The following is a 24,575-nucleotide window of genomic DNA, read 5'->3' as shown; positions in this document are numbered from 1 at the left end:
CCCTCAGCGGGCGGCCTTGTGGGACCCGTCACGGTCGCCCTACAGTTCGGTCATGACGACTCCTCGCACCACCGCCCGCCGCCTGTCCCGGCTCGGCGTCGTCGCCGCGAGCGCCCTCGCCCTCGCCGGATGTGCGGGGAACGGGGACGCCGGCGCCTCCTCGACCTCCTCCCCCGCGGGCGTCATCTCGTCCGGCGCAGCCCCCGCGTCCACGGGCGCGACGAGCGGGTCCGCGACCCCCTCAGGCTCCTCCCGCGCCCTCTCCCTGGACATGCCCGCCGCCCTGGACGCGGAGCACGTCAAGGCCGTGAAGCAGGCCGTGCTCCTGGCCGCCGGCCCCGGCGCGGAGGTCGGCCTGAGCAAGGCCTCGCCGCTCGAGCGCCAGACCGAGCTCCGCCGGGCTGCGGAGGACATCGAGCAGACCGCGGCCGCCGGAGCCACGCCTGCGCCGTCGTGGAGCCCGGAGCAGCGCACCTGCCTGGACGCCACGCGCGGCGCCTTGGAGCGCTCGGCGGACGCGGACGCCGCCTGGGTGGACTTCATCGTCCAGCCCACCACGGCGGCCACCGTCGGTGGGGCGTCGACCGCCTCCCCCGTCCCCTCCATGACGGCCTCTCCCAAGGCGGAGGTCACGCCGATGGGCGTGCGGGTGGAGTCCTTCCCGGACGAGGCGGCGGCGCGCGCCGACATGGAGCAGGCCCGCACGGCCGCCGCGGCCTGCGCCGGGGCCGACCTGCCCGGGACGGGCGTGCGCGAGCTGGAGGATGTGGCATGGGAGGGCGGCACTGCGTACACCGCACGACCCGTGGGCTCGGTCTACAGCCACGTCATGGCCGTGCAGGACGGCAGCCGGATCATCTCGGTGAGCCAGGGGACCACCGAGGGCGACGCCCCCGCGGACGCCGAGAGGCGAGCCGCGTCGATCGTCAGGAACGTGAAGGCCGCGCTCGACGGCACGTGACGTCCCGGGCGGGGACGCCGGTCAGCCCCGCAGGCCGCCCAGCACCACGCCGGTGACGGCCTCCACCATCTCCTCCACGGACTTGTGCCCGGGCTGGGCCCCGTCCGGCCGGTACCAGTCCACGATCGAGTTGATCATGCCGAGCATGAGACGGGCGAGGTTGCGCGGTGTCACATCCGAGCGCACCGTCCCCTCGGCCTGCGCGGCCTCCACGAGCTCGCCGAGCCGCCGGGTGATGGCTCGCCGCCGCTCCATCGCGGCCAGCTCCACGTCCGAGTTGCCGCGCAGGCGCAGCAGCAGCGTGACCTCGGGCATCCTGGCCACGAGGACCCGCAGGGTGCCGCGCACGGCCGCCTCCACCTTCTCCCCCGGCGCGCCCGGCCCGGCCTGCACCGCGTCGATCGAGGCTTCGAGGGCGCCCAGCGCGTCGTCGAGGGCCTGGCCGAGGATGGCCTCCTTGGACTGCACGTGGTGGTAGATCGCGGACTTGGAGATCCCCAGGTGCGTGGCCAGCATCCCCATGGACGTGGCCTCGTAGCCGTGCCGGTTGAACACGTCCACGCACACCGCCAGCAGCGTCTCGCGGTCGTAGCCGGGGCGCCCGCGGCGGGGCAGGCCGGCGACGGCGGCGTCGGGCTGGGGGTCGGTCACGGTGTCCTCTCGGGGCCTGGCATGCGGGTCGGCTGACCCAGCGTAGCCGCCGCGCGGGGACGGACGACGACGGCGGGCGCGGGCCGCCGTCCGCCTCCGACGGGCGCGGGCCGGGCTCCGGCCGGATCAGGCCTTGTCGCGCAGGTCGTAGATGCGCTTGAGCTTGCCGGAGGAACGGGCCAGGGACTCCGGCTCGACCACGTTGATCACGCACGAGGAGCCGATCTTCGTCTTGATCTCCATGCGCAGGTGCGCGGCGCAGGCCTGGGCCTCCTCGCGGGTCGCGTTCTCGCGGCGCTCGATGTTCACGGCCATCTGGTCCATGCGGTCCGGGCGGGTGATCTCGAGGGTGAAGTGCGGTGACAGGGCCGGCTCCTTGAGGGCCAGCTCCTCGATCTGCGACGGGAACAGGTTCACGCCGCGCAGGATGATCATGTCGTCCGAGCGGCCGGTGATGCGGCCCATGCGGCGGTGGCCCGGGTGCGTGGTGCCGGGCAGCAGGCGGGTGAGGTCGTGGGTGCGGTACCGGATGATCGGCAGCGCCTGCTTGGTGAGCGAGGTGAAGACCAGCTCACCGGGGCGGCCGGTCTCCAGGACCTCGTCCGTGAGCGGGTCGATGATCTCGGGGCGGAAGTGGTCCTCCCAGATGTGGGAGCCGTCCTTGGTGGCGGCGGACTCGCCTGCCACGCCCGGGCCCATGACCTCAGAGAGGCCGTAGATGTCCACGGCGTCGATGTCGAAGGTCCGCTCGATCTCGCGGCGCATCTCCTCGGTCCACGGCTCGGCGCCGAGGATCGCGACCTCGAGGGAGGACTCGCGCGGGTCCAGCCCGAGCTTCTTGAAGCCGTCCGCGATGGTCAGCAGGTAGGTGGGCGTGGAGAGGATGGCGCGCGGCTGGAAGTCGGTGATCAGCTGCACCTGCTTCTCCGTCTGCCCGCCGGACATCGGGATCACGGCGGCTCCGACGCGCTCGGCGCCGTAGTGGGCGCCGAGGCCGCCGGTGAACAGGCCGTAGCCGTACGCGTTGTGCACGCGGTCGCCGGGGCGGATGCCACCGGCGCGGAAGCAGCGGGCGACCAGGGTGGCCCAGGTGGCCAGGTCGTCGTCGGTGTAGCCGACCACGGTGGGCTGGCCCGTGGTGCCGGAGGAGGCGTGGATGCGGCGCAGCTCTGGGCCCGTGGCCGCGAACGCGCCGAACGGGTAGCTCCTCCGCAGGAACTCCTTGTCCGTGTACGGGAACTTGGCGAGGTCGCCCAGCTCCTTGAAGTCGGAGGGGTGCACGCCGTGGGCGTCGAAGTGCTCGGTGTACGCCGGCACGTTCTCGTAGGCGTGGTGGAGGGACCAGCGGAGGCGCTCGGTCTGGAGCGCCTCGATCTGGTCGCGGCTCATCGTCTCCTCTGGGTCCTTGGCGCCGCGCGCCTCCGGGTCAGCCGGGACGGGTGCGGGCGTGTACGGATTCGGGATCGAGGCCTCGAGCATGGCGTTCTCCTGGGGTGCGGGGTCGGTGGACGTGCGTCAGGCGGCGGGCTGGGGCGCCGGGATCGTCCGGGAGCGGCCGCGGAACACGGCGACGACGGCGCCGTCCTCGGCGGTGACCGTGATGTCGTAGACGCCGGAGCGGCCGGACTTCGCCACGAGCCGACCTTCCGCGGTCAGCGTCTGCCCGGCACGGGTGCCGGCCAGGAAGTTGACGTCCACGCCGGAGGCGACCGTGATGGTGCTGCCGTCCCCCCGCGGATCGTTGCAGGTCAGGGCGAAGCACGCGTCCGCGAACGCGAACACGGCACCGCCGTGAGCCATGCCGAAGCCGTTGTGGTGGTCCTCGGTCAGGGTCATCCGGATGCGGGCGTGATCCTTCTCCGCCGCCTCGAGGGTCACGCCGAGCCACTGCGCCACACGGTCGCCCGCGAGCATCGGGTGGTGCGGGGCGGCTGTCTGCCGGGCGTTCTCGGTCACGTGGGCACCTCCCTGTCGGGGCGCACGGTCGGTCGAGAGCAGAGGCCGCGCGAATTACTGAACGATCATTAGGTAAGTCCAGGTAACTCCGTCGATGTGACCTGCGTCAAGTCCGGGGCGGCATGTGACGGTCCGCCCACGGCGGAGACGCCGACCCCTCTGCGGGCCCGGGCTCCTCCGTCCTCCTCCGTCTCCGGGCCATGCGGGCCACACGGGCGACGCCCTCCACGGACGCCACGTGCCGCGGCGGGTCCCCGTTCGGCTGCTCCGCGGCCCTCGAACAGCAGCCCGGCGTCAGCCCGCGCGACGTCCGCGATGGAAGAATGGACCCCATGACCACGCAGCCCGCAGGCCCCTCCCCCGCGTCCACCGCCCACCGTCGTTCCCTCGCCGAGGCCGGCATCGCCCTCGGCCCGCTGGACGGGCGCTACCGGTCCGCCGTCGAGCCGCTCGTGGAGCACCTCTCCGAGGCCGCGCTCAACCGCAACCGCGTGCACGTGGAGGTGGAGTGGTTCCTCCACCTGGCTGAGCGCTCCGTGCTGCCGGGCCTCGAGCCCCTCACGGCCGAGCAGAAGGCCGGCCTGCGCGCGATCGTCACGGACTTCGACGCGGACTCCGTGGCCGAGCTCGCCGAGACCGAGCGCGTCACCGTGCACGACGTCAAGGCGGTCGAGTACTTCATCGCCGCCCGCCTCGAGGGCCTCGGCCTGGCGCACCTGAAGCCGCTCGTGCACTTCGCCTGCACCTCCGAGGACATCAACAACCTCGCCTACGCGGTGGGCGTGCGCGACGCCGTCGAGCAGGTCTGGCTGCCGGCCGCCCGCGCCGCCGTCGCCACGATCTCCGCGATGGCCGCCCGCGCCGCCGAGACCCCGATGCTCTCCCGCACCCACGGCCAGCCCGCCACGCCGACCACGCTCGGCAAGGAGATGGCCGTGTTCGTGCACCGCCTGGGCCGCCAGACCCGGCGCATCGCCGGCCAGGAGTACCTGGGCAAGATCAACGGCGCCACCGGCACCTACGCCGCTCACCTCGCCGCCGCGCCCGACGCGGACTGGCAGGACGTCGCCCGCTCGTTCGTGGAGCACCTCGGCCTCACCTGGAACCCGCTGACCACCCAGATCGAGTCACACGACTGGCAGGCGGAGCTGTACGCGGACGTCGCCCGCTTCAATCGGATCCTGCACGGCTTCTGCGTGGACGTGTGGTCCTACATCTCGATCGGCTACTTCGCGCAGATCCCGGTGGCCGGCGCCACCGGCTCCTCCACGATGCCGCACAAGGTGAACCCGATCCGGTTCGAGAACGCCGAGGCCAACCTCGAGCTCTCCTGCGCGCTGCTGGACTCCCTGGGCGCCACGCTGGTGGAGTCCCGCTGGCAGCGCGACCTCACCGACTCCACGTCGCAGCGCAACATCGGCGTGGCCCTGGGCCACTCGGTGCTCGCGCTGAGCAACGTCACGAAGGGCATGGGCCAGCTGCAGGTGGCCGAGCCGGTGCTCGCCGACGACCTGGACCACAACTGGGAGGTCCTCGGCGAGGCGATCCAGACCGTGATGCGCGCCGAGGCGATCGCCGGCGTCGCGGGCATGGACAACCCGTACGAGCGCCTCAAGGAGCTCACCCGTGGCCAGCGCGTGGACGGGGAGCGCATGCGGGAGTTCGTGGCCGGCCTCGGCCTGTCCGACGACGCCGGGGCCCGCCTGCTGGCGCTCACGCCGGCCTCGTACACGGGCATCGCGGCCGAGCTGGCCCGGGAACACGGCCCCGCCCGCGGCTGACACCCGCGGCCGTCACGCCGACGGGCCCCGCCCGCTGGCGGTCCCGCGGCCCGACCGGCGACCATGGATCCCGTGACGCTTCCCTTCCCTCCCCTGTGGCTGCTCAGTGCCGTCCCCCGCGACCCATCCGAGCTCGAACGCGACGCCCCCGACCCCCTGCGCTCCGAGGGGCAGGTGGCGGAGACCGTCACGGCGCTGATCACCGGCGTGGACCTGGTGGGGGTGTTCTTCTTCGCGATCTCCGGTGCGGTCCTGGCGGTGCGCAAGGGGTACGACGTCGTCGGGTCCCTCCTGCTGGCGCTCATGGTGGGCACGGGCGGCGGCGTCATCCGGGACCTGATCATCGGCCAGGACGTCCCCGCCGCGTTCCGCAACCCCTGGTACCTGATCCTCCCGGCGTTGGGCTCGCTGGCGGTGTTCGTCAAGCTGTTCGACGGCGAGCGCGGCCGGCACGCCGTCATGGCGTTCGACGCGATCGGCCTGGCGGTGTACTGCGTGGTGGGCACGCGGATCGCCCTGATCGGGGGCCTCGAGCCGGTCTCCGCGGCCGTGCTGGGCGTGGTGACGGCGGTCGGTGGCGGCATCCTGCGCGACGTCGTGGCCGGGGAGCCGCCCGCGGTGTTCGGCGGGCGCGGCTGGTACGCGGTACCGGCGATCATCGGCTCCGCAGCGACCGCGAGCCTCGGCGCCATGGGGCTGCTGAGCATCGCCACGATGGCCGGCACCATGGCCCTCGTGCTGACGCTGCGCGTGGTCTCCATGCGGGGGGACTGGCTGGCCCCGGGCGCTGAGATCACCGGCGAGACGCAGCGCCAGCGGATCGACCCGGACGACGCCCCGCCGGTCCCGGACGTGCGCGACCGCCCGGACGAGGACGGCGGTCTCGGCTCCAGCGGCGAGGAGGACCCCACGGATCCCCCGCGGCAGGTGGAGGAGAGCGCGGTCGACCGGGTCCTCGACGGCGGCGACGCCCGCCCCGACGCGCAGGGCGGACGATGACCGGCGACGTGCAGCACCTCGTCACGCAGCTCGCGGACGTCCCGTGGCTGCTCACCGCCCTGGACCTCGTGGGCGTGTTCTTCTTCGCGGTGTCCGGTGCGCTGCTGGCCGCCCGCAAGCACTTCGACCTGGTCGGCTCCATGGCCCTCTCCCTGCTGGCCGGCCTCGGCGGCGGGTTCACGCGGGACATCGTGCTGGACCGTGGCCTCCCGGCCTCGCTGGAGAACCCGATCTACCTGGCCCCGCCGGTGCTCGTCTCCCTGCTGGTGTACGTGAAGTTCATCCACCCGAACCGGCTGAACCTCACCATCACCACGTTCGACGCCGCGGGCCTGGCCCTGTTCACGCTCTCCGGCGTGGTCATCGCTCACGGCATGGGCCTGCACCCGGTCTCCGTGGTGATCGTCGCCACGGTCGCGGCGCTCGGCGGCGGCGTGCTGCGGGACATCGTGGCCAACGAGGTCCCCTCCGTGTTCGACCCCCGCGGCGTCTACGTGATGCCCTCCGTGCTGGGCGCCGCCGTCGCCGAGGCCGCCGCGCTCCAGGGCATGCTCAACGCCTTCACCGGCACGGTCATCGCGGCCCTGATCTTCACCGTGCGCATGCTCGCCTACCACTACCAGTGGCGGCTGCCCGGTGCGGAGATCTCCCAGGACCGGGAGTCGCTCGCGCGGCTGCGGCGACTGGCCGAGCAGGCCCAGGCCGCGACGGCCCGACGCGCGGCCCGCGCCCGGGAGCGGATGGGTCCGGTGGAGGAGTTCGAGGGTCAGGTGGTGGTGGAGGACTTCGACCCGGACACGCAGTCCATCACCGTGGTGGACCCGGCCTCCCACCAGTCCGTGCACTACGACCCGGGCACCGGCACCATGGACGTCAAAGACATGCGCACCGGCCGCACCCGCTCCTACGACGCCCCGGAGCACGACTGGGTGGCGGACCATCCTCGCCGCCAGGCTTGAGCGGATCGACCCGACAGGCCCGAGGATCCGGACGCCGGGACTGATCGGCCCGACTCCGTCGGAGCGACACACGGACAGCCCCTGGCGCGCAGCCTCCTGCCCCGTCTGACTTCAGGCATGAGCACCCCTCGTCGTCAGCGCACCGCCCACCGTCCTGTCCTCGCCGCCACCGTCCTCGCTCTCGGCCTCCGCGACCGGCTCGGCGTCGAGTGCGCCCTCATCCTCCGCGGCGACCGCCTCCGGCACCGCCGCCGGCGCGTGGGACCCCTCGGCGACGGAGGCGGCGATCCGCGAGGTGCTCGGCCCGGACGCCGCCATCGAGCGGATCTCCGCGGACGCGATGAAGGAGAGCCTCTCCAACGGCCTGGAGGGCGGCAGCGCCGCGCCGCGGGAGGGTGAGACGGCACAGTGCGCCGCGGCTCGCACCGAGTACGCGCTGAAGGCCCGGGACTCCGCGGCGGGCGGGGTCACCGGCACCACGGCGAAGCCGGACGCCGAGCCGTTCGCGGACGAGCGCACCATCACGGTCATGGCGTTCGCCCCGGGCACGGACCTCAGCGGGCCGGCCGCTGGCATGCAGGAGCACTGCGAGCCCGGCTCGCCGGACCTCAAGGCAGCGAAGGAGGGCGAGGCAGGGTACACGTCCATGCCCGTGAAGGTCGGCGGGGTGGACGGTGCGCTCATGCAGCACCTCACCCTGATGTACGAGGGCCAGGCTGCCGCCGACTCGGGCACCCCGACGTCGCAGACCGCGACCCGCTCGATGTCCCTGATGGGGGCCGACCGTGCCCTCTTCGACGAGGCCACCGAGACCACCACCGGGGCCGCCACCACGATGGAGGAGTACATGAAGGCGCAGAGCCCGAGCCTCGAGAAGGTCATGGACGCCGCCCGTCGGTGACCGCATCCCGGTGATGGGGCTATGCTGGAGGTCCATGACCGGCACCGCTGACAGCGTCCTCACCATGGCCCCCACGCAGACCTCCCGCCCCGTCGGATTCGACCGCGCGACGTACATCGAGCTCCAGTCCCAGCACATCCAGGAGCGCCGCCGCCAGCTCGGCGGCAAGCTCTACCTGGAGATGGGCGGCAAGCTCTTCGATGACATGCACGCCTCCCGCGTGTTGCCCGGGTTCACCCCGGACAACAAGATCGCGATGCTCGAGCAGATCAAGGACGAGACCGAGATCCTCGTCTGCTTCAACGCGAAGGACCTCGAGCGCAACAAGGTCCGCGCCGACCTCGGCATCACCTACGAGGAGGACGTGCTCCGCCTCGTGGACGTGTTCCGCGAGCGCGGCTTCCTGGTGGAGCACGTCGTCGTGACCCAGCTGGAGGACTCCAACCACCTGGCCGTCGCCTTCCTGGAGAAGCTGCAGCGCCTCGGCCTGCGGGTGGCCCGCCACCGCGTGATCCCGGGCTACCCGCACGCGACGTCGAAGATCGTCTCCGAGCAGGGCTTCGGCGCCAACGAGTGGTCCGAGACCACGCGGGACCTCGTCGTCGTGACGGCGCCGGGCCCGGGTTCCGGCAAGCTGGCGACGTGCCTGAGCCAGGTGTACAACGACCGCCAGCGCGGCATCCCGGCCGGCTACGCGAAGTTCGAGACGTTCCCCATCTGGAACCTGCCGCTCGAGCACCCGGTGAACGCCGCCTACGAGGCCGCCACCGTGGACCTGGACGACATCAACCTGATCGACCCGTTCCACCTCGCCGAGTACGGCGAGCGGGTGACCAGCTACAACCGCGACGTCGAGGTGTTCCCGCTGCTGTCCGCGCTGCTGGAGAAGGTCACGGGCACCACCCCGTACAAGTCCCCCACGGACATGGGCGTGAACATGGCCGGCGCGGCGATCGTGGATGACGAGGTGTGCCAGGAGGCCGCGAAGCAGGAGATCATCCGGCGCTACTACAAGGCCCAGGTCAACGAGGCCCTGGAGGGCGCGGACGACACCGAGTCCGAGCGCGTGGCCCTGGTGATGTCCAAGCTGGGCCTGAGCTCCGAGGACCGCCCCGTGGTGGGCGCCGCGCTGGCCGTGCAGGAGAAGACGGGCGAGCCGGCATCGGCGGTCGAGCTGGCCGACGGGACCATCGTGACCGGCAAGACCACCGAGCTGCTGGGCTGCTCCGCCGCCATGGTGCTGAACGCGCTGAAGGTGCTGGCCGGCATCGAGAAGGAGGCGCACCTGCTGAGCCCCGAGTCGATCGAGCCCATCCAGACGCTCAAGACGGAGCACCTGGGCTCCAAGAACCCGCGCCTGCACACGGACGAGGTGCTGATCGCCCTCTCCGTGTCCGCCGCGACGGATCCGCGCGCCAAGGCCGCCGTCGAGCAGCTCAAGCACCTCGCCGGCTGCGACGTCCACACGACGACCATCCTTGGGTCCGTGGACGAGGGCATCTTCCGCAACCTGGGCATGCTGGTGACGAGCGAGTCGACGTTCCAGAAGAAGGCGCTGTACCGGAAGCGCTGAGTGCTGGCGCCAGCCATGGCGACGAGCCCTGCGTAGTGGGGCCTATTCCACGCGGATAGGCCCGGCTGCGCAGGGCTCGTCGTTATGTGGCAGGGCTCGTCGTCATGTGGCAGGGCTCGTCACAGGCGACGACGCCGCCCGACTCAGCCCAGCCGCGTCACGCCGATCGTGTGGTCGGTGGTGAACTCCTCGATGGCCCACTCGCCGTTGAACCGGCCGAGCCCCGAGTTCCGCGCGCCGCCGAAGGCCACGTGGGCCTCGTCCTGCACGCTCATCTGGTTGATGTAGGTCATGCCGGCCTCGTTGCCCTCCGCGAAGCGCAGGCCGCGATCCAGGTCCTGGGTGAACACGGAGGAGGAGAGCCCGAACTCGTGGTCGTTGGCCAGCTGCAGCGCGTGCTCCTCGTCGCGGGCCTTGAGCACCACGGTCATGGGGCCGAAGATCTCCTCGCGGGTGATCTCCATCTCCGGCGTCGCGTCCACCCAGATGAAGGGCGGCACCACGCGACCGGTGATCTCGCCGCCCACCAGGGCGCGCGCGCCGTCGGCCTCAGCGCTGGCGATCTTCTTCTTCAGCGTCTCGAGCTGGGTGTCGTTGATCACGGGGCCCACGAGCACGCCCTCCTCGTCCGGGTCGCCCACCTTGAGGCCGCGCACGGCGGCCTCGTACTTGGGGAGGAACTCGTCGTAGACCTTCTCGTCCACGATCACGCGCTGCACGGACATGCAGATCTGGCCGGAGTGCAGGTAGCCGCCCTGCACGGCCTGGTCGACGGCGGCGTCGATGTCCGCGTCGTCGAGCACCACGAGCGGGGCGTTGCCGCCCAGCTCGAGCGCCACCTTCTTCAGGGTGTCGCCCGAGACGGCGTTGGCGCCGACCTGCTTGCCCACCGGCGTGGAGCCGGTGAAGGAGATCAGGCGCGGCACGGGGTGCTTCACGATGGCGTCGCCGAGCTCGGATCCGGAGCCGACCACCACGGAGAGCACGCCGGCGGGCAGACCGGCCTCCTCGAACACGCGGGCGATCAGGGTGCCGCCGGTCACCGGGGTGTCCGAGGCAGGCTTGAGCACCACGGCGTTGCCGAGCGCCAGCGCCGGGGCCACGGAGCGCTGGGAGAGGTGCAGCGGGAAGTTCCACGGGGAGATCACGCCGATGACCCGAGGACCAGCGGCAGGGGCGTGGGGTAGACCTGGTCGCGCACGGCGGCGTCGGTGTGGCAGACGCCCGAGGCGACCATGCGCACACGGAGCTCGCCGGGCTGGACGGCGTCCAGCTCGAGGCCCTCGATGGTGAACGGGCTCTTCGGGGCGGTGGCGACGGCGGCGGTGGTCTTCACGGTGGTGCTCCTTCGTCCGGGATGCGGAGGCCGATGGGATCGACCAGGGCCAGTTCACGCCCGAGGAGGGGAGCTTGCCAAGGGGGTGGGGCTGGGAGTTCCGGGTGAGGGCGTGGAAGGGAGCAACGGCGATGGGTCCGGCGCGGCGCGTGGGGCCGGCCGTCGGGAACGGACCGCATCGATCACCGTCTGGGCGACGCCGGCAGGGTCCTCGTGCTCCCAGAAGCGCAGGACCGTCCAGCCACGCTCGGTGAGGACGGATGTGGTCTCGAGATCGCGTTTCCGGTTGCGGGCGACCTTCTGCCCCCAATAGGAGTCGTTGGCCTTGGGCGCGATGTAGTGCTCAGGGCATCCGTGCCAGAAGTAGCCGTCGATGAAGACAGCCACGCGGGCAGGGCCGAGGAGAAGGTCAGCTGTCCGCCGCAGATCCTTCTCCGGCTTGGCGCTGACGCGATAGCGGAGACCGGCGGCGTGGACCAGGCGGCGAACCAGGAGCTCGGGCTTGGTGTCGCGGGAGCGATTGGCGCGCATGGTGGCGCGGGCTCCCGCAGAGGAGGCCCAGGACTCAGTCATGCCAGGAGCCTATGGCGAAGGCCACGCTGGTCCCCGAGCTGCAAGATCCGCGCCAGGCTGCTAACCTCAAGTGACTCTTCTGCCCACCGACTGGAATTCGCGCGTCGCCGCGCGACCCCTGGGCCTCTAACCTGTCCGCCCTGGATGGTCAGCTGGAGTGACACGACGGAAAGGCGAGCCCATGATGCATCCTCCCCACCAGGACCAGCCGGACCTTTTCACTGCCCAGCTTCCCGCAGTCGAGCCCGGAGACCCGACGCGGACGACCTTCCGCCTCGGAGAGCTGTTCTCCGGCCCGGGAGGCATCGGCAAGGCAGCCCAGCTGGCCCAGGTGCCGGGAGTGGATCTGCGAATCGCGCATCAGTGGGCGAACGACTACGACGCCAGCACGTGCAGGACCTATGCGAGGAACATCACTGGCGACCCGGAGCATCCCTCGGTGATCTGCGGGGACGTCCGCAAGCTCGACTACCAGCGACTGGTCGACCTGGGCCCCATTGATGGGCTGGCCTTCGGCTTCCCCTGCAACGACTTCTCGGCGGTCGGAGAGCGACTCGGATTCGATGGGGAGTACGGACCCCTCTACACCTACGGCATCAGGGCCCTGCAGATCTTCAAGCCTGTCTGGTTCCTGGCGGAGAACGTCGGAGGGCTCACCTCTGCCCGCCAGTCGGCCGCATTCAAGAAGATCCTCGCGGACATGCGCGACGCAGGATACAAGCTCACCCCTCATATGTACAAGTTCGAGCAATATGGCGTGCCCCAGGCCCGACATCGCATCATCATCGTCGGCATTCGCGACGACGTCGACGTCACCTATCGCGTCCCAGACCCGGCACTCTGGGCGGACGCAGACGTCTCAGCACGGACAGCACTGACGGTGCCCCCCATTGACGACTCCATGGCCAACAACGAGCTGACGCGCCAGTCACCCCAGGTAGTGGAGCGACTGGAGAACATCCCCCCGGGAAAGTCGGCCTTCAATTCGAATCTGCCCGACCGCCTGCAGATCAAGACCGCCACGAAGATCTCCCAGATCTACCGGCGCCTGCATCCCGACAAGCCCTCGTACACGGTGACGGGGTCTGGCGGTGGGGGCACCCATGTGTATCACTGGGAGCATCCTCGCGCCCTCACCAACCGGGAACGGGCTCGCCTGCAGACGTTCCCTGATGACTTCATCTTCGAGGGCAACAAGGAGTCGGTGCGGCGGCAGATCGGGATGGCAGTGCCGGTGAACGGAGCAAAGGTCATCTTTGAGTCGCTCCTGAAGAGCTTTGCGGGAGTCAGCTACCCCTGGGTGGAGTCCACCTACCCCAGCGATTCCTGAGCCGCCACTCCGGGTCTTTCTCTTCCCCCATATGACTCTAGGATTGAGCCGTGATTGGTCTTCCCCTCACCCAGGGTCTCTACGAGACTGCCCTGCGGATTCCCGCCCGAAGCGCTGACGCCCTCCGGGTCGTGAGCGGCTACGCCTCCCCCGCCTTCCTCAACCGCCTGCTTGACGATCTCAAGACCGATGGGCTCGAGGGGCGCAGAATCGAGCTGGTCGTCGGCATGAGTGGGGTCGATGGAGTCAACAGCGCACATCACGCCGGGTTCCAGCGCGTCCTACGCGAACACGCCGGGCAGGTCGAGGTGCGCTATGTCCCCCGCGGGCGCAGCAATCACAGCAAGTTGTACGTCTGGACTGCACGCAACGCCCCTGTCACGGCGTTCGCCGGTTCGTCCAATTTCACGTTGAACGGCTTCATGATGAATTCGCGGCGCCCTCACCATCAGGAGATGCTCTTCGGCGTCGACCACGTCGCCGCGATGCGATGCTTCGAAGAAGGCGCCCAGTTCACCATCCCCGCAGACGATCCGCTGGTGGACGACAACGTTGACATCCTTCCCGCTGTTCAACGGCCCCCAGGCGCTGGCGCTCAGCAGGCCTCTGCCGCCCCCGGCCATGTGGCACCCCCTCAGGACGCAGCCGCCACCATCCTTCCGCTTGTCATCGTCGCCCCAGGACGGCGTCAAGGCGAGATCCACGGCAAATGGGGACTCAATTGGGGGCAACGTCCGGGCCGTAATCTGAACCAGGCCGCGATCCCCTACCCCAACTCGGCCAAGGCCCAGAATGCGAGTGGATTTTTCCCCATCGGCCCCGCCGGCAGGCGGGAACGCTTCACGGTGCTCACGGATGACGGGTTCTCAATCGAGATGATCGTGGCGGAGGAGAACGACAAGGCCCTTCATTCTCATCCGACAAACGATGTCATCGGTGTCTACTTCCGGCGACGGCTGGGCGTGGCACTGGGCGCTCGGGTGGAAGTTCAAGATCTGGTACGCAACGGGTCGCGGTTCGTGCGCTTCACGAAGATCGACGACGAGACGTTCTACATGGAGTACAACCCCTCGGTTGAATCAGAGGGCTGCCAGCTCTATCACCTACAGGGTCTCCCTACGGGGGGCGCCTCCGAGCACTGAGCTCGTCGGTGGTGGGCGATGTGCCCCGCACCGACGAGCACCGCCGTCTCAGAAGTCGTGCGGTGATATCAGTGCCTCGTCAGCAAGTCGGCCCAGAGCCTGAAGGACGACCTTCGCCTGGGCCTCTGAGGGCACGACAATGGCTCGGCCGGCGAGTTTCTGAAGGATGTCGGCCTCCTTCTCCGTGAGCTTGCCAGCGCCGCGTCCAGCTGACACGGCGTCAGAGAGGATCGGTGGCTCGATGGCCATCACCCGTTCGACGTTCTGCATGCCCGTGTCGAATCTCTGGGTCGCCTTGGCATCCGCCTGCGTGGCCTTCCAGTGGCTGGCATCGACCATCTCGGACGCGAGACCGTACGGAAGGTCGACCTGGAGGGCTGCTACACGTCGCCAGCACTCCTCCTGCTTCGCCCACTGGGTGACATTCGCCTGGGGCCTGTCCTCAGACGTCAGGACGCCCAGCACGGCCGGGGCGATAGCGAGCGCAGCCGCCTGCACTTCCGGACCCGCAGCCTGCGCCTTCCAGATGCCCTCGAAGTCGAGGTGTCGGCCGGGGAGGCGTCGCTCGATCTCAAGGGCGAGCTTCGCCACGGTGTAGGCGACGATGTTGGCCAGATAGCCACGGCGCTCGTGGTACCACTCCGTCGACGAGATGACCTCCCGCACGTCATTGAAGAGAATGGCCTTGCCGACACCCTCCTTGAAGTACTGCTCGTTGACGAACGTCTTGTCCGACTCCCAGCGCTGGTCGGCCTCCCCCGCATAGGCCAGGAAGTTCGCCTGGGCACCCTTGCTGACGATGTGGGGCTTCTTGCCCCACGCCATCTGATACTTGGCCCAGTCAGTCTTGACGATCCGCTGACGCTTCGGGAACTTGAGCTCCCACTCGCGTTGCCGCGCCGGAGTCATGGGGCGTCGCTCGTTCTCCCACTGCCCCCGCGCCCGCTCGTAGAACCACCCCGAGCTGTACTGGTTCCCCTGCTGAGGCGGAGGCATGACACGCTTGGAGATCCGTTCCAATGTCTGGTGGTACTCGCTGTTGGCGAAGAAGTCGGCCTCATTGACCTTGTTCTGGCTGTTGGCAAAACGAGAGATGTTGGGGACGAAGTCGCTGGCATTCTCCGGATCCACAAGGACGAGCTTCATCTGGACGGCGACATCAGTCAGATCCGCATCGCGGTTCCTGCGCAGGAAGTTGGCAAGGGACGAGGTGGTCTGTCCGCCGTTCACGATCTGCCAGTCTTGAATTGACTGGATCCGCAGGATCGTGCCGTCTTCTTCCACGACCTCCATCCCCGTCGCGGTCGTGGTCAGGCCATTGTTGTAGGCCAGGAACTTCGACGGTTCGTATTTCAGCGTGGCCTGTATCCCCTTGTTGATCTTCCCCGCCGTACCGAGGTAAGTGCGCACGTTCGACTCCAGGAGGCGACTGCCATGACGCTGGAATATCTCTGCTAGGACGTCCCCCCGCAAGACGGCCAAGTAGGTGAACATCCCGGTTCCCTCAACCTCGGAGCCGACCAGCGCAGGGAGCCCGTCCGGATGCCATGCGGTGAAGTCGATGTCGACCGGTTCGCGTCCTGAAGAGCTCATCGCGGCGTCGGCGAGCCGACGGATGTCCCAGATCATGTAGGACACTTCGCGGTCGCCGACCTCATCGGACTCCACGGTCTTGATCCGGTTGCTCATCGACGCATCGGTGAAGAGGACCATCCTCACTGCGCTGCTCCGGTTGAAATTCCGCACCAGATCCTCGGCGGCCTCCACTTCAAGAGAGGAGAAGTCCAGGTGCTCCTGGATCCACCCGTTGAGGGAATGCTCCAGGAAGGCGCGTCCCGAATCGAACGTCTTCCGCATCTCCGTCAGGTTCAAGGTGGCGTCCAGCACCCCGAAGTGTCGCCCCACCACGAGGATGAGTGAGCCATCGGCCTCGTCGAAGCCATGGCCCAGGAGCTCCATCGTCCGCCCCCGAGTCCCCTGGCAGGTCAGGGGCAGGATGGTGAGGTCACGCAGCTCGTCGCTATCTTCAAGCCTCTCGGCGAAGACCCCGGCGAAGGCTTCAAGGTCGAACAGGCCCTGGCCGGCCGCCCGGTGTGCGACGGCATCATGAAACTCGCGGGCATATGCTTCCGCGGCCCCGCTCACAGCGCCGACCCGGTCGACGCGGAAACGGCAGATGCAGGGCTATCCACAGCCGACTCGTCTTCGATCAGGAAGTCTTTGGCACAGGACAAGTCGACCAGGAAGTTCACTCCTGAGACGCCACGCGGAACGGCATCACGACCCACTCGGGGAAATCCCGCCGCAATGCCGTATTCAACCGGGCGGCGGCACATGAACCACGCCGCCCTGCTCTCCTCGTCTTCAGGGGCGAGCCCATAGGCCTCGAGCCCGACGTGCAGGGCCGCCGGATCGACGCCGGCCGAGGCGAAGCGTCCCGTCAGCCCAGCAATGAGGTCCGTGAGGGTGGCCGCTTCCTCCATGCCCTCTGTCGCCTTCTCCATCCGGACAACACAGAGGGAGAGCATGAGGCCATTCGGTTCGAGCTGCTCGGGGCTGGAGATTCGCACCGTGTCGCTGTTGTACGGGGCGGATTTCACCTCGTAGGCGCGCCCATCGGGCAGGACGAAGTCCTTGTTGTCCTTGAAGGGACCCTTCCAACCAGAGAGGACGGCGGCAGGCGACAACCCCCGGTCGATGAGCCAGGTCATCACGACGAGCTCGGCTACAAGACCCTTCAATGCCTCTGCACTCAGGGTCTTCTGGGACTCCATGAAATGGCGGAATGCGTCGTACGCGTCGAGAAGCTCCCCCAGTGCGCCGGCCTCCTCTTCCTCCCCGGCCGTCCGATCGACAGCGAACCGCACAAACGACAGGAACAAGGTGTCCAGGGAAGGGGAGCGGGAGATGAAGGCGAGCTCCCGGCTCTCGCCCAGGCGCGTCTCGGTGTCGACTTCGATGCCGCGCGTGGAGACCAAACGTCGGAGATTGAACTCTTCCGGCACCATCACTCGCAGGGAGAGATTGCCCCCTCGGTCGTGGGCGAACATGCGGAGGGTCGAGTGAGAAATCCCCAGAATCCGTCCGCTCTGGTGTTCCCTGCTCTCCATGAGCCTGTCGAACTGCCGCTCTGGAGTCATCTCATTCGCACTCATCACTTCACTCCTCTTCCACATCGTCATCGACGTCGCCGTCCAAACCGAGCATTCGCTGCTGGTAGACGGTGTTGGCGATGAACTTCGTCGCCTTGGCGCGCGCGAAATTCTGCTCGTCATCATCGGGAAGGCGTGGGAAGGCCACCATCGCTCCGATCAACGGTCCTGCCAGCAACGCCTTCTGTTCAGGCGAGAGCTTGGCCTTCTTCTCCTTGGGCTGGGGAGCCGTCACGGTGTAGACCAGAAGGATGGGACGATCAAGCCCCTCCCTGGCCACGAATGTCTCTGCCATGCTCGTGGGGGCTTCCTGCCCGATGGACTCGAAATGCTTATTGAACGCCGCGCGCACCCGCTCCTTATTCTCCTGGGGCAAGGATTTCAGAAGATCTGAGCCTGAGGCCAGACGGCGATTTCCAAGCAGGATAGAACCAGATTCCAAGAACGACATCGCGTTTCGGATCGAAGGCCTCAACGTGATTTCTTCCCCAAAGCTGACAGGATCTTTAGACTCACCCTCGACGAACTTCACATCCCACGTCTCCGCTTTGACCGCGTCATCCATCGCGTTGAGCATCTGCGAGGTCCTGGAGCCCGGAGCGGGGCCCAGGTAAATGTCTTCATCGGCCGCGGTGAACTTGGCGAAGAACTCCCGGACGTAGTCAGCGGGGACCCCCCGCCAGACGAGACCCGACTCCTTCCAGGCAGGGGCCTCCGTCGTGAGACGGCGCAACAACGTCCTGGCGGCGCCGAGGTTCGCCTCCCGCCGCTCCGTCTGAGCGGGCAGGAAGCCCGACGAGAACGAGGAGCCGTGGATGCTCACTTCCCCGCTGACAACTTCGCCGTGCTTCGATTTGTTGGCCGCAGTGATGCGGAAGGCCTCTGGATGGAGGCGGATTCGCAGTCCGAAGTCGATCGGGGTGAGTCCGAGCCGTTTGAGCTCAGCGAGGGAGGCGCGCAGTTCGGCGGACACCTCTGCCGTGAATTCGAAGAGGTCGTCGATCTCCTCGTCAATCCATACTCGAACGAGGTCCTCGTAGCGGGGCCGATATCCGAACCACCGGCCCATCTGCAACAGGGTGTCGGCGGCGCCCGCCCGTCGCAGGAAGTAGCTCACCTGGAGCCCCTCGAGCGTCAGACCTCGCGCAAGCACGTTGCCGCCGATCTGGATGACGGGCCGGCTGAGGAATGCCGCCCGATCTCCCCGCGAAAGGCTGTTGACGTGCTTCTCGATGACTTTGGTGGTGTTGGCGTTGACCAGCGAGGTCCGGATCTCTCGAGCCACTGCTGTCAGGGGCTCTCGAAGGTCATCCCAGCTGAACTCAAGACTGGGATAGACCTGATCAAGCACCGCTCGCATTGCTGCAAGTGTTTCGGACTCGGCCGGCAGGCCCGCGGAGACTTCGGCTTCCAGAGTCCGTGAGACCGAGCGGACAAACTCGTCGATCTCCTCGTAGATCCGCTCCTGCACATCGTTGAACCGGGAGATGTTCACCATCATCGATGCCGGCCGCGCCTTCCCGTCTCGAAGTCTTCGGGCTGCGGTGCCGAGATAGAAGGCGTAGATGGCGTTCTTGAGGCTGTCCGGAAGCCCCTCGATGCGATCCCACCTCTTGTGGTTGTAAGGGAGCACCTGCAGAACGTCTTCGACGCCCGTCTGGAGCCGCAGCGGGTTTCCCTCCCGGGCCTCCTTGGAGTGGTAGCTCTCCACCCCCATGTAGTTGCTGGGACTCGGGAGCGCCCGTATGTAATCCTTGGGAAAGAGATCCTCTTCGATGCGCGAGTCGATGAGGATGTTGGCGAACGGCGTGGCCGTGATGGCCAGGTAGCTGCTCCGAGTGCTCACGGCCAGCAGATCTCTGATAGCTCGGTTGACTGCAACGACCTTGTCCTCGGTCCCTGTATTGACAGAAGCCCAGTCCGACTCGTCGTCAATCACGAGCAGAGGAGCGGTGAGACGACCAGTGGTGGCCTGGTGCTTGAGAAATCCCGTCAGGTTCTGCAAGGTGCCAGCATGCTTTTTCACAACCCCGACCACGGGATGGTCGCCGATGGTGACCCCCTGGGTTGACTTGTTCGACTTGCTGAAATCCCCCAGCACAGTGGTCAGGTATGAGGGACGGGTGAGCCCAGTCGGGATCTTGCCCACGCCGATCGCCGCAGTGGCCCGTGAGTTGTCCGTTGCGGCGACCTCAGTGGATGCGAAGTTCGTGTCGAAGCCAAGAAGGTCGGAGTCGATACGCTCCTGGGTCTGGCGGCGCAGGTCGTTGGTGTGGCCGCCGATGACGATGATGATCTTGTAGCCCGCATCGATGGCTTTGTTGAGCACCCCGATGTAATTGGCGGTCTTGCCGGACTGCACCTCACCGATGGCGAGTCCCCGGCGCCGCCATTCTCCCTCGATGTTCGGATTGCCGGCGAGGTCGATGAGATGGCTCGTCTCCTTGTCTAGACCATCGACGACATCACCGCCCCACCCCTTGTCCTCGATGAGGTACTTCGCATAGCGATCCCACCGAGGCACGTTGTTGGCGGCTCGCCACTCTGAGAACCAGGGCTCGAAGTCTGGAGCAGTCACGTCACTGCCCGCGCCAAGGAACACATCCAAGTTCTCCAGGACTGCGGCAATGGTGTCGGAGAAGTCCTTCGGGGTCACGTCGATGTCGTAGAGCTCGGCCACCAGATGCCCCCGGCGGGACAGCTCGTCGAAGTCCACCCCCTGGGCCGCCCTCTCCACCGCCCATGTGTTCAATCGCCTGAAAAGATCGTCGTTGCTAGGCATCTGCCCAGACCTCCTCCATCACCGTATTGAGTTTCGCAAAATTTTTGAAGGGCTCGACATTGTCGACGAACTCGGCCACCTCACCTCGGGAGAAGCCGCTGTCGCGCAGCTTGACGAGGCGCCCCCTCACCTCGGAGAGGGTCAACCCCGCATCTTCCGGTAGCTCATTCTTCGCAGCGGCCACATATGTGTCGTAGTAGGGGAAGCAGGCGGCAAGATCGTCGAGCAGGTCACTGAACAGAGCACGGCCCTTCCCGTCGAGGCGTTCTGAGAGTTCCCTCACCACCGGGTGCTGCGGGTTGACCTCGAATCGGATCCCGTCGCGGGTGCGGATCTTGTTCCAGTAGTGGTCATGGATGGTCGGGTTCACCGAGCGCGCCCTCCTGCTATGCAGATTCTCGCTGCGGACAACCAGACGGTCCATGAGGGGACGGACCTTCTCTCGGAACTCCGCAGGCGGCTCGGACCTCGCCTTCCGGATGTCGACCTGCCAGAGGTAGTCGAGTGCGTCGGTGATGTCCACGCGCACCCTGGCCTGCTTGGTGAGCTCATCCTTGCCCCTCAGTCCGAACCATCCTCCCCGGAAGATCAGACGGCGGTTGCGATAGATGTAGAACCCCTGGTTCTCCTTGAGCCCATTGCCCATGTCTGCACGCGCACTGACATCGATCGGCAGATTGCGGGCGTGGGGAAGCGTGTATCCCTGGAGGAGGACCTGAGAGTCCTGAATCGTGATCGACTGTTCAGGAGTCCGCTGAGTCTGAAGGTGTGAGGTCAGGAACGGGTCGATCGGCTCAATCCGGCGTCCATTGAGGATGAGCTGCAATGCGCCTTTTCCCTCGAGGAAGCGGTGAAAGACGAGACCCAGATGGAACCTCAGGGTCTCGATCTTGCGGCTGAGGTGATCGCTGACGTTGGCGGCCTTGCCGATGAGGTAGTCCAACTTAGACCAGACCACCGTCGTCCCGTCCTTGCCTGAGACCAGAGGGCTCACCTGCGGCAGGGCCGCCATCGCGTCGTCATCGAGAACCTCTACGACCCATCGCGCTTCCTCTGCCACCCGGTCGATGTCCCACGCGAGGCCCGTGAGCACGCCCTCGCGGCACGTGACCACATCAAGCCTTCGCCCCTGGGAGAGGGAAGCCGTCTTGAGGCCGAGACCGAATCGCCCCAGAGACTCGGTGCTCTCTGCGGTCGTCCGTGCCGTGCCTGCGAGTCGCAGGGCCTCCGTCGCCTCGCCGGGGGTCATCCCCTGCCCGTCATCACTGATGGCCACCCACTTGCCTTCGACGACGTCCACCTGAACTTCGACGCGAGTCGCACCGGCGGTGATGCTGTTGTCGACCAAGTCAGCAACCGCGGTCTCGAAGGAGTATCCGACAGAGCGCATCGACTGCAACAGGTCGACTCCGGGAGTCAGCTCAAGGACCTCCAAGCGGCCGCCCATCCCTTCGTAGACCCTGTCGGCCCCATCACAGGGGCAGGTGTCGGAGAGCACAGCGCCTCCACATCGCCACATCATAGGCAGAGGTCAGCGGCTGGTTGGTGCAGCACGCCTGGCTCATCTCTCCGCGGCGCACGTCGGCGCGTTGTGCTGCACCTGCAGACGGAGGATCGCGTAGAGAGTACTGACTCCTCCGGCTCCGTCCATCCCGCCTTGCAAACGAGCCCTGCGCAGATGCGCCCATCCCCTCGGAATGGGCCCGTCTACGCAGGGCTCGTCGTGACGCTAGGCGCGTCAGCAGCCACACCTCACCGCAGCGGGTGCTTCATGATCTTTCCGGTCGTGTTCTTGGGCAGCCCGTCCATCACGGTCACGCTCTGCGGGCACTTGTACGCGGCGATCCGCTCGCGCACGAACTCCAGCAGCTCGCCGTCCTCCACGCTCGTTCCGGCCTCCAGGGACACGTACGCCACGACCTCCTCGCCGAAGCGCTCGTCCGGCATGCCGACCACGGCGGCCTCGGCCACGGCGGGGTGCTCGTACAGCACCTCCTCCACCTCGCGCGGGTACACGTTGTAGCCGCCGCGGATGATCACGTCCTTGAGCCGGTCCACCACCAGGTAGTAGCCGTCCTCGTCGCGACGGGCGAGGTCGCCGGTGCGGAGCCAGCCGTCGTCGTCGAAGGCCGCGGCCGTGGCTTCGGGCAGGCCCAGGTACCCGGACATGATGACGTCGCCGCGCATGCGCAACTCGCCGGCGGTCTCGGTGTCCCCCTCGGGCACCTCCACGCCCTCCGACGTCACCAGGCGGAACTCGACGCCGTCCATGGGCAGGCCCACGGTGCCGGGGCGGCCCGGGCGGTCGATCGGGTTGAAGCTCACCGCGCCGGAGCCCTCGGAGATCCCGAAGCCCTCGCGCAGCGGCACACCCCACGTCTCCTCGGCGGTGCGCAGCGTCTCCACGGGCAGGCTCGCCCCTCCCGAGATCAGGAAGCGCACGGCGGAGACGTCCAGCGCCTGGCCCTTGGCCCGGCGCGCGCGGACGGCGCTGACGAGGGCGCCGTGGATGGTCGGCACGCCCGGGATCACGGTGACGCGGTCCCGCACGATCTGGTCCAGCGCCTCCTGCGGCGCGAACCGGGATGTCACGGACATCATGGCGCCCATGTAGATCGCCGAGTTCAGCACCACGGACAGCCCGAACACATGGAAGAACGGCATCACCGCGAAGAGCGTGTCCTCCCGCCGGACCCGGGTCATCGACTCGACCGTGGCGATCGCGTTCGCCCGCACGTTGGTGTGGGTCAGCTGCGCGCCCTTCGGGCGGCCCGTGGTCCCGGACGTGTAGATCACGACGGCGGCGTCGTCCCCCTCGCCCCGCGGCGCCTCGAGGACGGGTGCGACGTCGGCGACGAACGCGGTGATCGCGTCCGGCGCCGTCGTCACCAGCGGGATCCCGACGGCGGCCGCGGCCTGCGCGCCCGCGTCCATGCCGGGCAGGGTCCACAGGAGACTCGCACCCGAGTCGGTGAGGTAGTACTCGAGCTCGCGCGCCGTGGAGAGCGGGTTCAGCGGCACGACGACCGCCCCGAGCCACGCCGTCCCGTAGAACACCGCGGGGAACACGAGCGTGTTGGGCACGAGCAGGGCGACGCGGTCGCCGGGGCCGACGCCCATCGAACGCAGATGCCCGGCGGTGCGCTGGGCGAGGTCCAGGAGCTCGGCGTAGGTGAGCTCCTGCTCCCCCTGCCGCCAGGCCAGCTTCTCGGGCACGTCCGCCGCGGTGCGCGTCAACAGCTCGGCGATGTGGCCGGCGCGGGCCATGGGGCTCGCGGAAGGATCGGGGGTCGTGCTCATACGGGTGCTCCTGACGGGTCTGTCCCCGCGGGCGAGGCGCGAACTTTTCGCTTCACCCTACGGGCCGTGTGCCCGCGGGGACCGCTGGAGGTGCGCCGCGGACACAGACGCGCCCCGCGATGCCGCGGGGCGCGTCGGTCATGCCGGGGCCGGACGGGACGACGTCGTCCCTCCGGCTCACCTGGATCACGGCGCCGTGTAGCCACCGTCCACCAGGTGGTAGGAGCCGGTGATGAAGGAGGCCTTCTCGCTGAGCAGGAAGCTCACCAGGTGGGCGACCTCTTCGGGCCGGCCCAGGCGGCCGACCGGGTGCTTGGCCACGAGGGCGTCCTTGACCTCGGCGGGCAGGTTCGCCAGCAGCGGGGTCTCGATGTAGGCCGGGCCCACCGCGTTGACGCGCACGCCGCGCGGGCCGTAGTCCACACCGGCCTGCTTGGTCAGGCCCACCACGCCGTGCTTGGCGGCGGTGTAGGCGGAGGCGCCCACGCCGGTGGCCACGGAGCCGTGGATGGAGGACATGTTCACGATCGCGCCGCCGGCCTTCTCGATCTCCGGCAGCTGGTACCGCATGCCGTAGAGCACGCCGTTGAGGTTGATGTCGATGACCTTGTCCCCGTCCTCGAGCGCCAGGTCGCCGGCGGCGTCCGGGCCCGCGCCCACGCCCGCGTTGTTCACCGCCAGGTGCAGCCCGCCGAACTCCTGCACGGCGAACTCCACGGCCTTCCGGTTGTCCTCCGGGGAGGCGGAGTCCAGCTTCGTGGCCTTGGCCTTGCCGCCGGCCTCGGTGATCTCCCGGGCCACCCGCTCGGCGGCCTCCAGGTTGATGTCCGTGACCACGACCTTCGCGCCGTTCTGCGCCATGTCCTTGGCGCACGCCTCGCCGATGCCGGAACCGGCGCCCGTGACGAGGGCGACCTTGCCGTTGAACTCCACCATGCTGCTCACTCTTCGAAGCCGTTGGGGATGTCTGCGGACCCGGACTCCGGACCCGTTCCCCACGCTAGGGCGAGTCGTCAAAACCGGCCAGGCCCCGTCATCGCCGGCAGGACCACCTAGGGCATGTCTGACAATCGTTTGGACCACGCGAGCACAGCGTTCAACACCACGGCGGCCCGGTAGACGATCGCGTACTTGTCGTACCGGGTCGCCAGGCCCCGCCATTGCTTCAGGTGCGCGTAC

The 24,575-nt window shown here is 68.2% G+C and carries 20 protein-coding genes and 1 pseudogene; 8 read left to right on the top strand and 13 right to left on the bottom strand.

Features of this window, described 5'->3' with window-relative positions:
* Window positions 1-52 precede the first annotated feature (52 nt).
* Window positions 53-961, top strand: a complete 909-nt coding sequence (locus tag NJC10_RS02555; protein ID WP_319074388.1) for a hypothetical protein — start codon at window positions 53-55, stop codon at window positions 959-961.
* A gap of 21 nt (window positions 962-982) precedes the next feature.
* Here the strand turns inward: NJC10_RS02555 and NJC10_RS02550 are convergent, their stop codons facing one another.
* The 3 genes from NJC10_RS02550 to NJC10_RS02540 all read right to left on the bottom strand — a co-directional run bounded on the left by NJC10_RS02550 (window position 983) and on the right by NJC10_RS02540 (window position 3,526).
* Window positions 983-1,612: a TetR/AcrR family transcriptional regulator gene (locus NJC10_RS02550; protein WP_319074387.1), complete on the bottom strand. Its 630-nt coding sequence runs from the start codon at window positions 1,610-1,612 to the stop codon at window positions 983-985.
* A gap of 126 nt (window positions 1,613-1,738) precedes the next feature.
* On the bottom strand, window positions 1,739-3,091 hold the full coding sequence (locus NJC10_RS02545; protein WP_319074386.1) for a phenylacetate--CoA ligase family protein: 1,353 nt from the start codon (window positions 3,089-3,091) through the stop codon (window positions 1,739-1,741).
* Between the two features lie 36 nt (window positions 3,092-3,127).
* Window positions 3,128-3,526, bottom strand: a complete 399-nt coding sequence (locus NJC10_RS02540; protein ID WP_298712691.1) for a PaaI family thioesterase — start codon at window positions 3,524-3,526, stop codon at window positions 3,128-3,130.
* 374 nt (window positions 3,527-3,900) lie between these two features.
* On the opposite strand from NJC10_RS02540, the gene purB reads away from it, so the two are divergent.
* From purB to NJC10_RS02515, 5 genes are all read left to right on the top strand, one after another.
* Window positions 3,901-5,349, top strand: a complete 1,449-nt coding sequence (purB, locus tag NJC10_RS02535) for an adenylosuccinate lyase (protein ID WP_319074385.1) — start codon at window positions 3,901-3,903, stop codon at window positions 5,347-5,349.
* Window positions 5,350-5,412: 63 nt separating this feature from the next.
* Window positions 5,413-6,348, top strand: coding sequence for a trimeric intracellular cation channel family protein (locus tag NJC10_RS02530; protein WP_319074383.1), 936 nt, complete (start codon window positions 5,413-5,415; stop codon window positions 6,346-6,348).
* A complete protein-coding gene (locus NJC10_RS02525) occupies window positions 6,345-7,307 on the top strand; it encodes a trimeric intracellular cation channel family protein (RefSeq protein WP_319074381.1) in 963 nt (320 codons plus the stop codon). The genes NJC10_RS02530 and NJC10_RS02525 overlap by 4 nt, the downstream gene beginning before the upstream one ends.
* Window positions 7,308-7,602: 295 nt before the next feature.
* Window positions 7,603-8,208: a hypothetical protein gene (locus tag NJC10_RS02520; RefSeq protein ID WP_319074379.1), complete on the top strand. Its 606-nt coding sequence runs from the start codon at window positions 7,603-7,605 to the stop codon at window positions 8,206-8,208.
* A 34-nt stretch (window positions 8,209-8,242) separates the two neighbouring features.
* Window positions 8,243-9,781: a DUF1846 domain-containing protein gene (locus tag NJC10_RS02515; RefSeq protein WP_319074378.1), complete on the top strand. Its 1,539-nt coding sequence runs from the start codon at window positions 8,243-8,245 to the stop codon at window positions 9,779-9,781.
* 143 nt (window positions 9,782-9,924) lie between these two features.
* Here NJC10_RS02515 and NJC10_RS02510 read toward each other — a convergent pair whose 3' ends face one another.
* Genes NJC10_RS02510 through NJC10_RS02500 form a run of 3 tightly spaced genes read right to left on the bottom strand, consistent with a single transcriptional unit; the run spans window position 9,925 to window position 11,690 of the window.
* Complete coding sequence (locus tag NJC10_RS02510) at window positions 9,925-10,929, bottom strand: aldehyde dehydrogenase family protein (protein WP_319074376.1); 1,005 nt, start codon at window positions 10,927-10,929, stop codon at window positions 9,925-9,927.
* Entirely contained in the window at window positions 10,926-11,117 is a 192-nt protein-coding gene (locus tag NJC10_RS02505) for an alcohol dehydrogenase catalytic domain-containing protein (protein ID WP_319074375.1), read from the bottom strand. Before NJC10_RS02505 ends, NJC10_RS02510 begins: the two co-directional genes overlap by 4 nt.
* A 54-nt stretch (window positions 11,118-11,171) precedes the next feature.
* Entirely contained in the window at window positions 11,172-11,690 is a 519-nt protein-coding gene (locus tag NJC10_RS02500; RefSeq protein ID WP_319074374.1) for a very short patch repair endonuclease, read from the bottom strand.
* A 181-nt stretch (window positions 11,691-11,871) separates the two neighbouring features.
* On the opposite strand from NJC10_RS02500, the gene NJC10_RS02495 reads away from it, so the two are divergent.
* On the top strand, window positions 11,872-13,020 hold the full coding sequence (locus tag NJC10_RS02495; RefSeq protein WP_319074373.1) for a DNA cytosine methyltransferase: 1,149 nt from the start codon (window positions 11,872-11,874) through the stop codon (window positions 13,018-13,020).
* 50 nt (window positions 13,021-13,070) lie between these two features.
* The gene (locus tag NJC10_RS02490; protein WP_319074372.1) at window positions 13,071-14,162 is read left to right on the top strand and encodes a restriction endonuclease PLD domain-containing protein; all 1,092 of its coding nucleotides are present in this window, start codon (window positions 13,071-13,073) and stop codon (window positions 14,160-14,162) included.
* 48 nt (window positions 14,163-14,210) lie between these two features.
* Here the strand turns inward: NJC10_RS02490 and NJC10_RS02485 are convergent, their stop codons facing one another.
* The 7 genes and pseudogenes from NJC10_RS02485 to NJC10_RS02455 all read right to left on the bottom strand — a co-directional run.
* Window positions 14,211-16,307, bottom strand: a complete 2,097-nt coding sequence (locus NJC10_RS02485; protein ID WP_319074371.1) for an AIPR family protein — start codon at window positions 16,305-16,307, stop codon at window positions 14,211-14,213.
* Complete coding sequence (locus tag NJC10_RS02480; RefSeq protein ID WP_319074574.1) at window positions 16,304-17,272, bottom strand: PD-(D/E)XK motif protein; 969 nt, start codon at window positions 17,270-17,272, stop codon at window positions 16,304-16,306. The genes NJC10_RS02485 and NJC10_RS02480 overlap by 4 nt, the downstream gene beginning before the upstream one ends.
* A gap of 49 nt (window positions 17,273-17,321) precedes the next feature.
* Window positions 17,322-20,096 carry a Z1 domain-containing protein gene (locus NJC10_RS02475; RefSeq protein ID WP_319074370.1) on the bottom strand — a complete coding sequence of 925 codons (2,775 nt, stop codon included), beginning with the start codon at window positions 20,094-20,096 and terminating at the stop codon, window positions 17,322-17,324.
* Complete coding sequence (locus NJC10_RS02470) at window positions 20,089-21,594, bottom strand: ATP-binding protein (RefSeq protein ID WP_319074369.1); 1,506 nt, start codon at window positions 21,592-21,594, stop codon at window positions 20,089-20,091. The genes NJC10_RS02475 and NJC10_RS02470 overlap by 8 nt, the downstream gene beginning before the upstream one ends.
* Before the next feature lie 254 nt (window positions 21,595-21,848).
* Window positions 21,849-23,396: a long-chain fatty acid--CoA ligase gene (locus tag NJC10_RS02465; protein WP_319074368.1), complete on the bottom strand. Its 1,548-nt coding sequence runs from the start codon at window positions 23,394-23,396 to the stop codon at window positions 21,849-21,851.
* 186 nt (window positions 23,397-23,582) lie between these two features.
* Window positions 23,583-24,332, bottom strand: a complete 750-nt coding sequence (locus NJC10_RS02460) for a glucose 1-dehydrogenase (protein ID WP_319074367.1) — start codon at window positions 24,330-24,332, stop codon at window positions 23,583-23,585.
* Window positions 24,333-24,448: 116 nt separating this feature from the next.
* A pseudogene (locus tag NJC10_RS02455) lies at window positions 24,449-24,575 on the bottom strand (IS5/IS1182 family transposase); the annotation flags it as partial.

Origin of the sequence: Micrococcus sp. M4NT (assembly GCF_033790745.1) — a bacterium.
Classification (GTDB): domain Bacteria; phylum Actinomycetota; class Actinomycetes; order Actinomycetales; family Micrococcaceae; genus Micrococcus.
This window is presented reverse-complemented; position numbering and strand designations above follow the sequence as displayed.

Excerpts from the sequence above, each read along its gene's own strand:
- NJC10_RS02480 (WP_319074574.1), bottom strand. The coding sequence starts at position 17,272 with ATGGAGAGCAGGGAACACCAGAGCGGACGGATTCTGGGGATTTCTCAC.
- NJC10_RS02540 (WP_298712691.1), bottom strand. The coding sequence starts at position 3,526 with ATGCTCGCGGGCGACCGTGTGGCGCAGTGGCTCGGCGTGACCCTCGAG.
- NJC10_RS02460 (WP_319074367.1), bottom strand. The coding sequence starts at position 24,332 with ATGGTGGAGTTCAACGGCAAGGTCGCCCTCGTCACGGGCGCCGGTTCC.
- NJC10_RS02465 (WP_319074368.1), bottom strand. The coding sequence starts at position 23,396 with ATGAGCACGACCCCCGATCCTTCCGCGAGCCCCATGGCCCGCGCCGGC.
- NJC10_RS02515 (WP_319074378.1), top strand. The coding sequence starts at position 8,243 with ATGACCGGCACCGCTGACAGCGTCCTCACCATGGCCCCCACGCAGACC.
- NJC10_RS02500 (WP_319074374.1), bottom strand. The coding sequence starts at position 11,690 with ATGACTGAGTCCTGGGCCTCCTCTGCGGGAGCCCGCGCCACCATGCGC.
- purB (WP_319074385.1), top strand. The coding sequence starts at position 3,901 with ATGACCACGCAGCCCGCAGGCCCCTCCCCCGCGTCCACCGCCCACCGT.
- NJC10_RS02530 (WP_319074383.1), top strand. The coding sequence starts at position 5,413 with ATGGATCCCGTGACGCTTCCCTTCCCTCCCCTGTGGCTGCTCAGTGCC.
- NJC10_RS02525 (WP_319074381.1), top strand. The coding sequence starts at position 6,345 with ATGACCGGCGACGTGCAGCACCTCGTCACGCAGCTCGCGGACGTCCCG.
- NJC10_RS02555 (WP_319074388.1), top strand. The coding sequence starts at position 53 with ATGACGACTCCTCGCACCACCGCCCGCCGCCTGTCCCGGCTCGGCGTC.
- NJC10_RS02545 (WP_319074386.1), bottom strand. The coding sequence starts at position 3,091 with ATGCTCGAGGCCTCGATCCCGAATCCGTACACGCCCGCACCCGTCCCG.
- NJC10_RS02475 (WP_319074370.1), bottom strand. The coding sequence starts at position 20,096 with ATGCCTAGCAACGACGATCTTTTCAGGCGATTGAACACATGGGCGGTG.
- NJC10_RS02495 (WP_319074373.1), top strand. The coding sequence starts at position 11,872 with ATGATGCATCCTCCCCACCAGGACCAGCCGGACCTTTTCACTGCCCAG.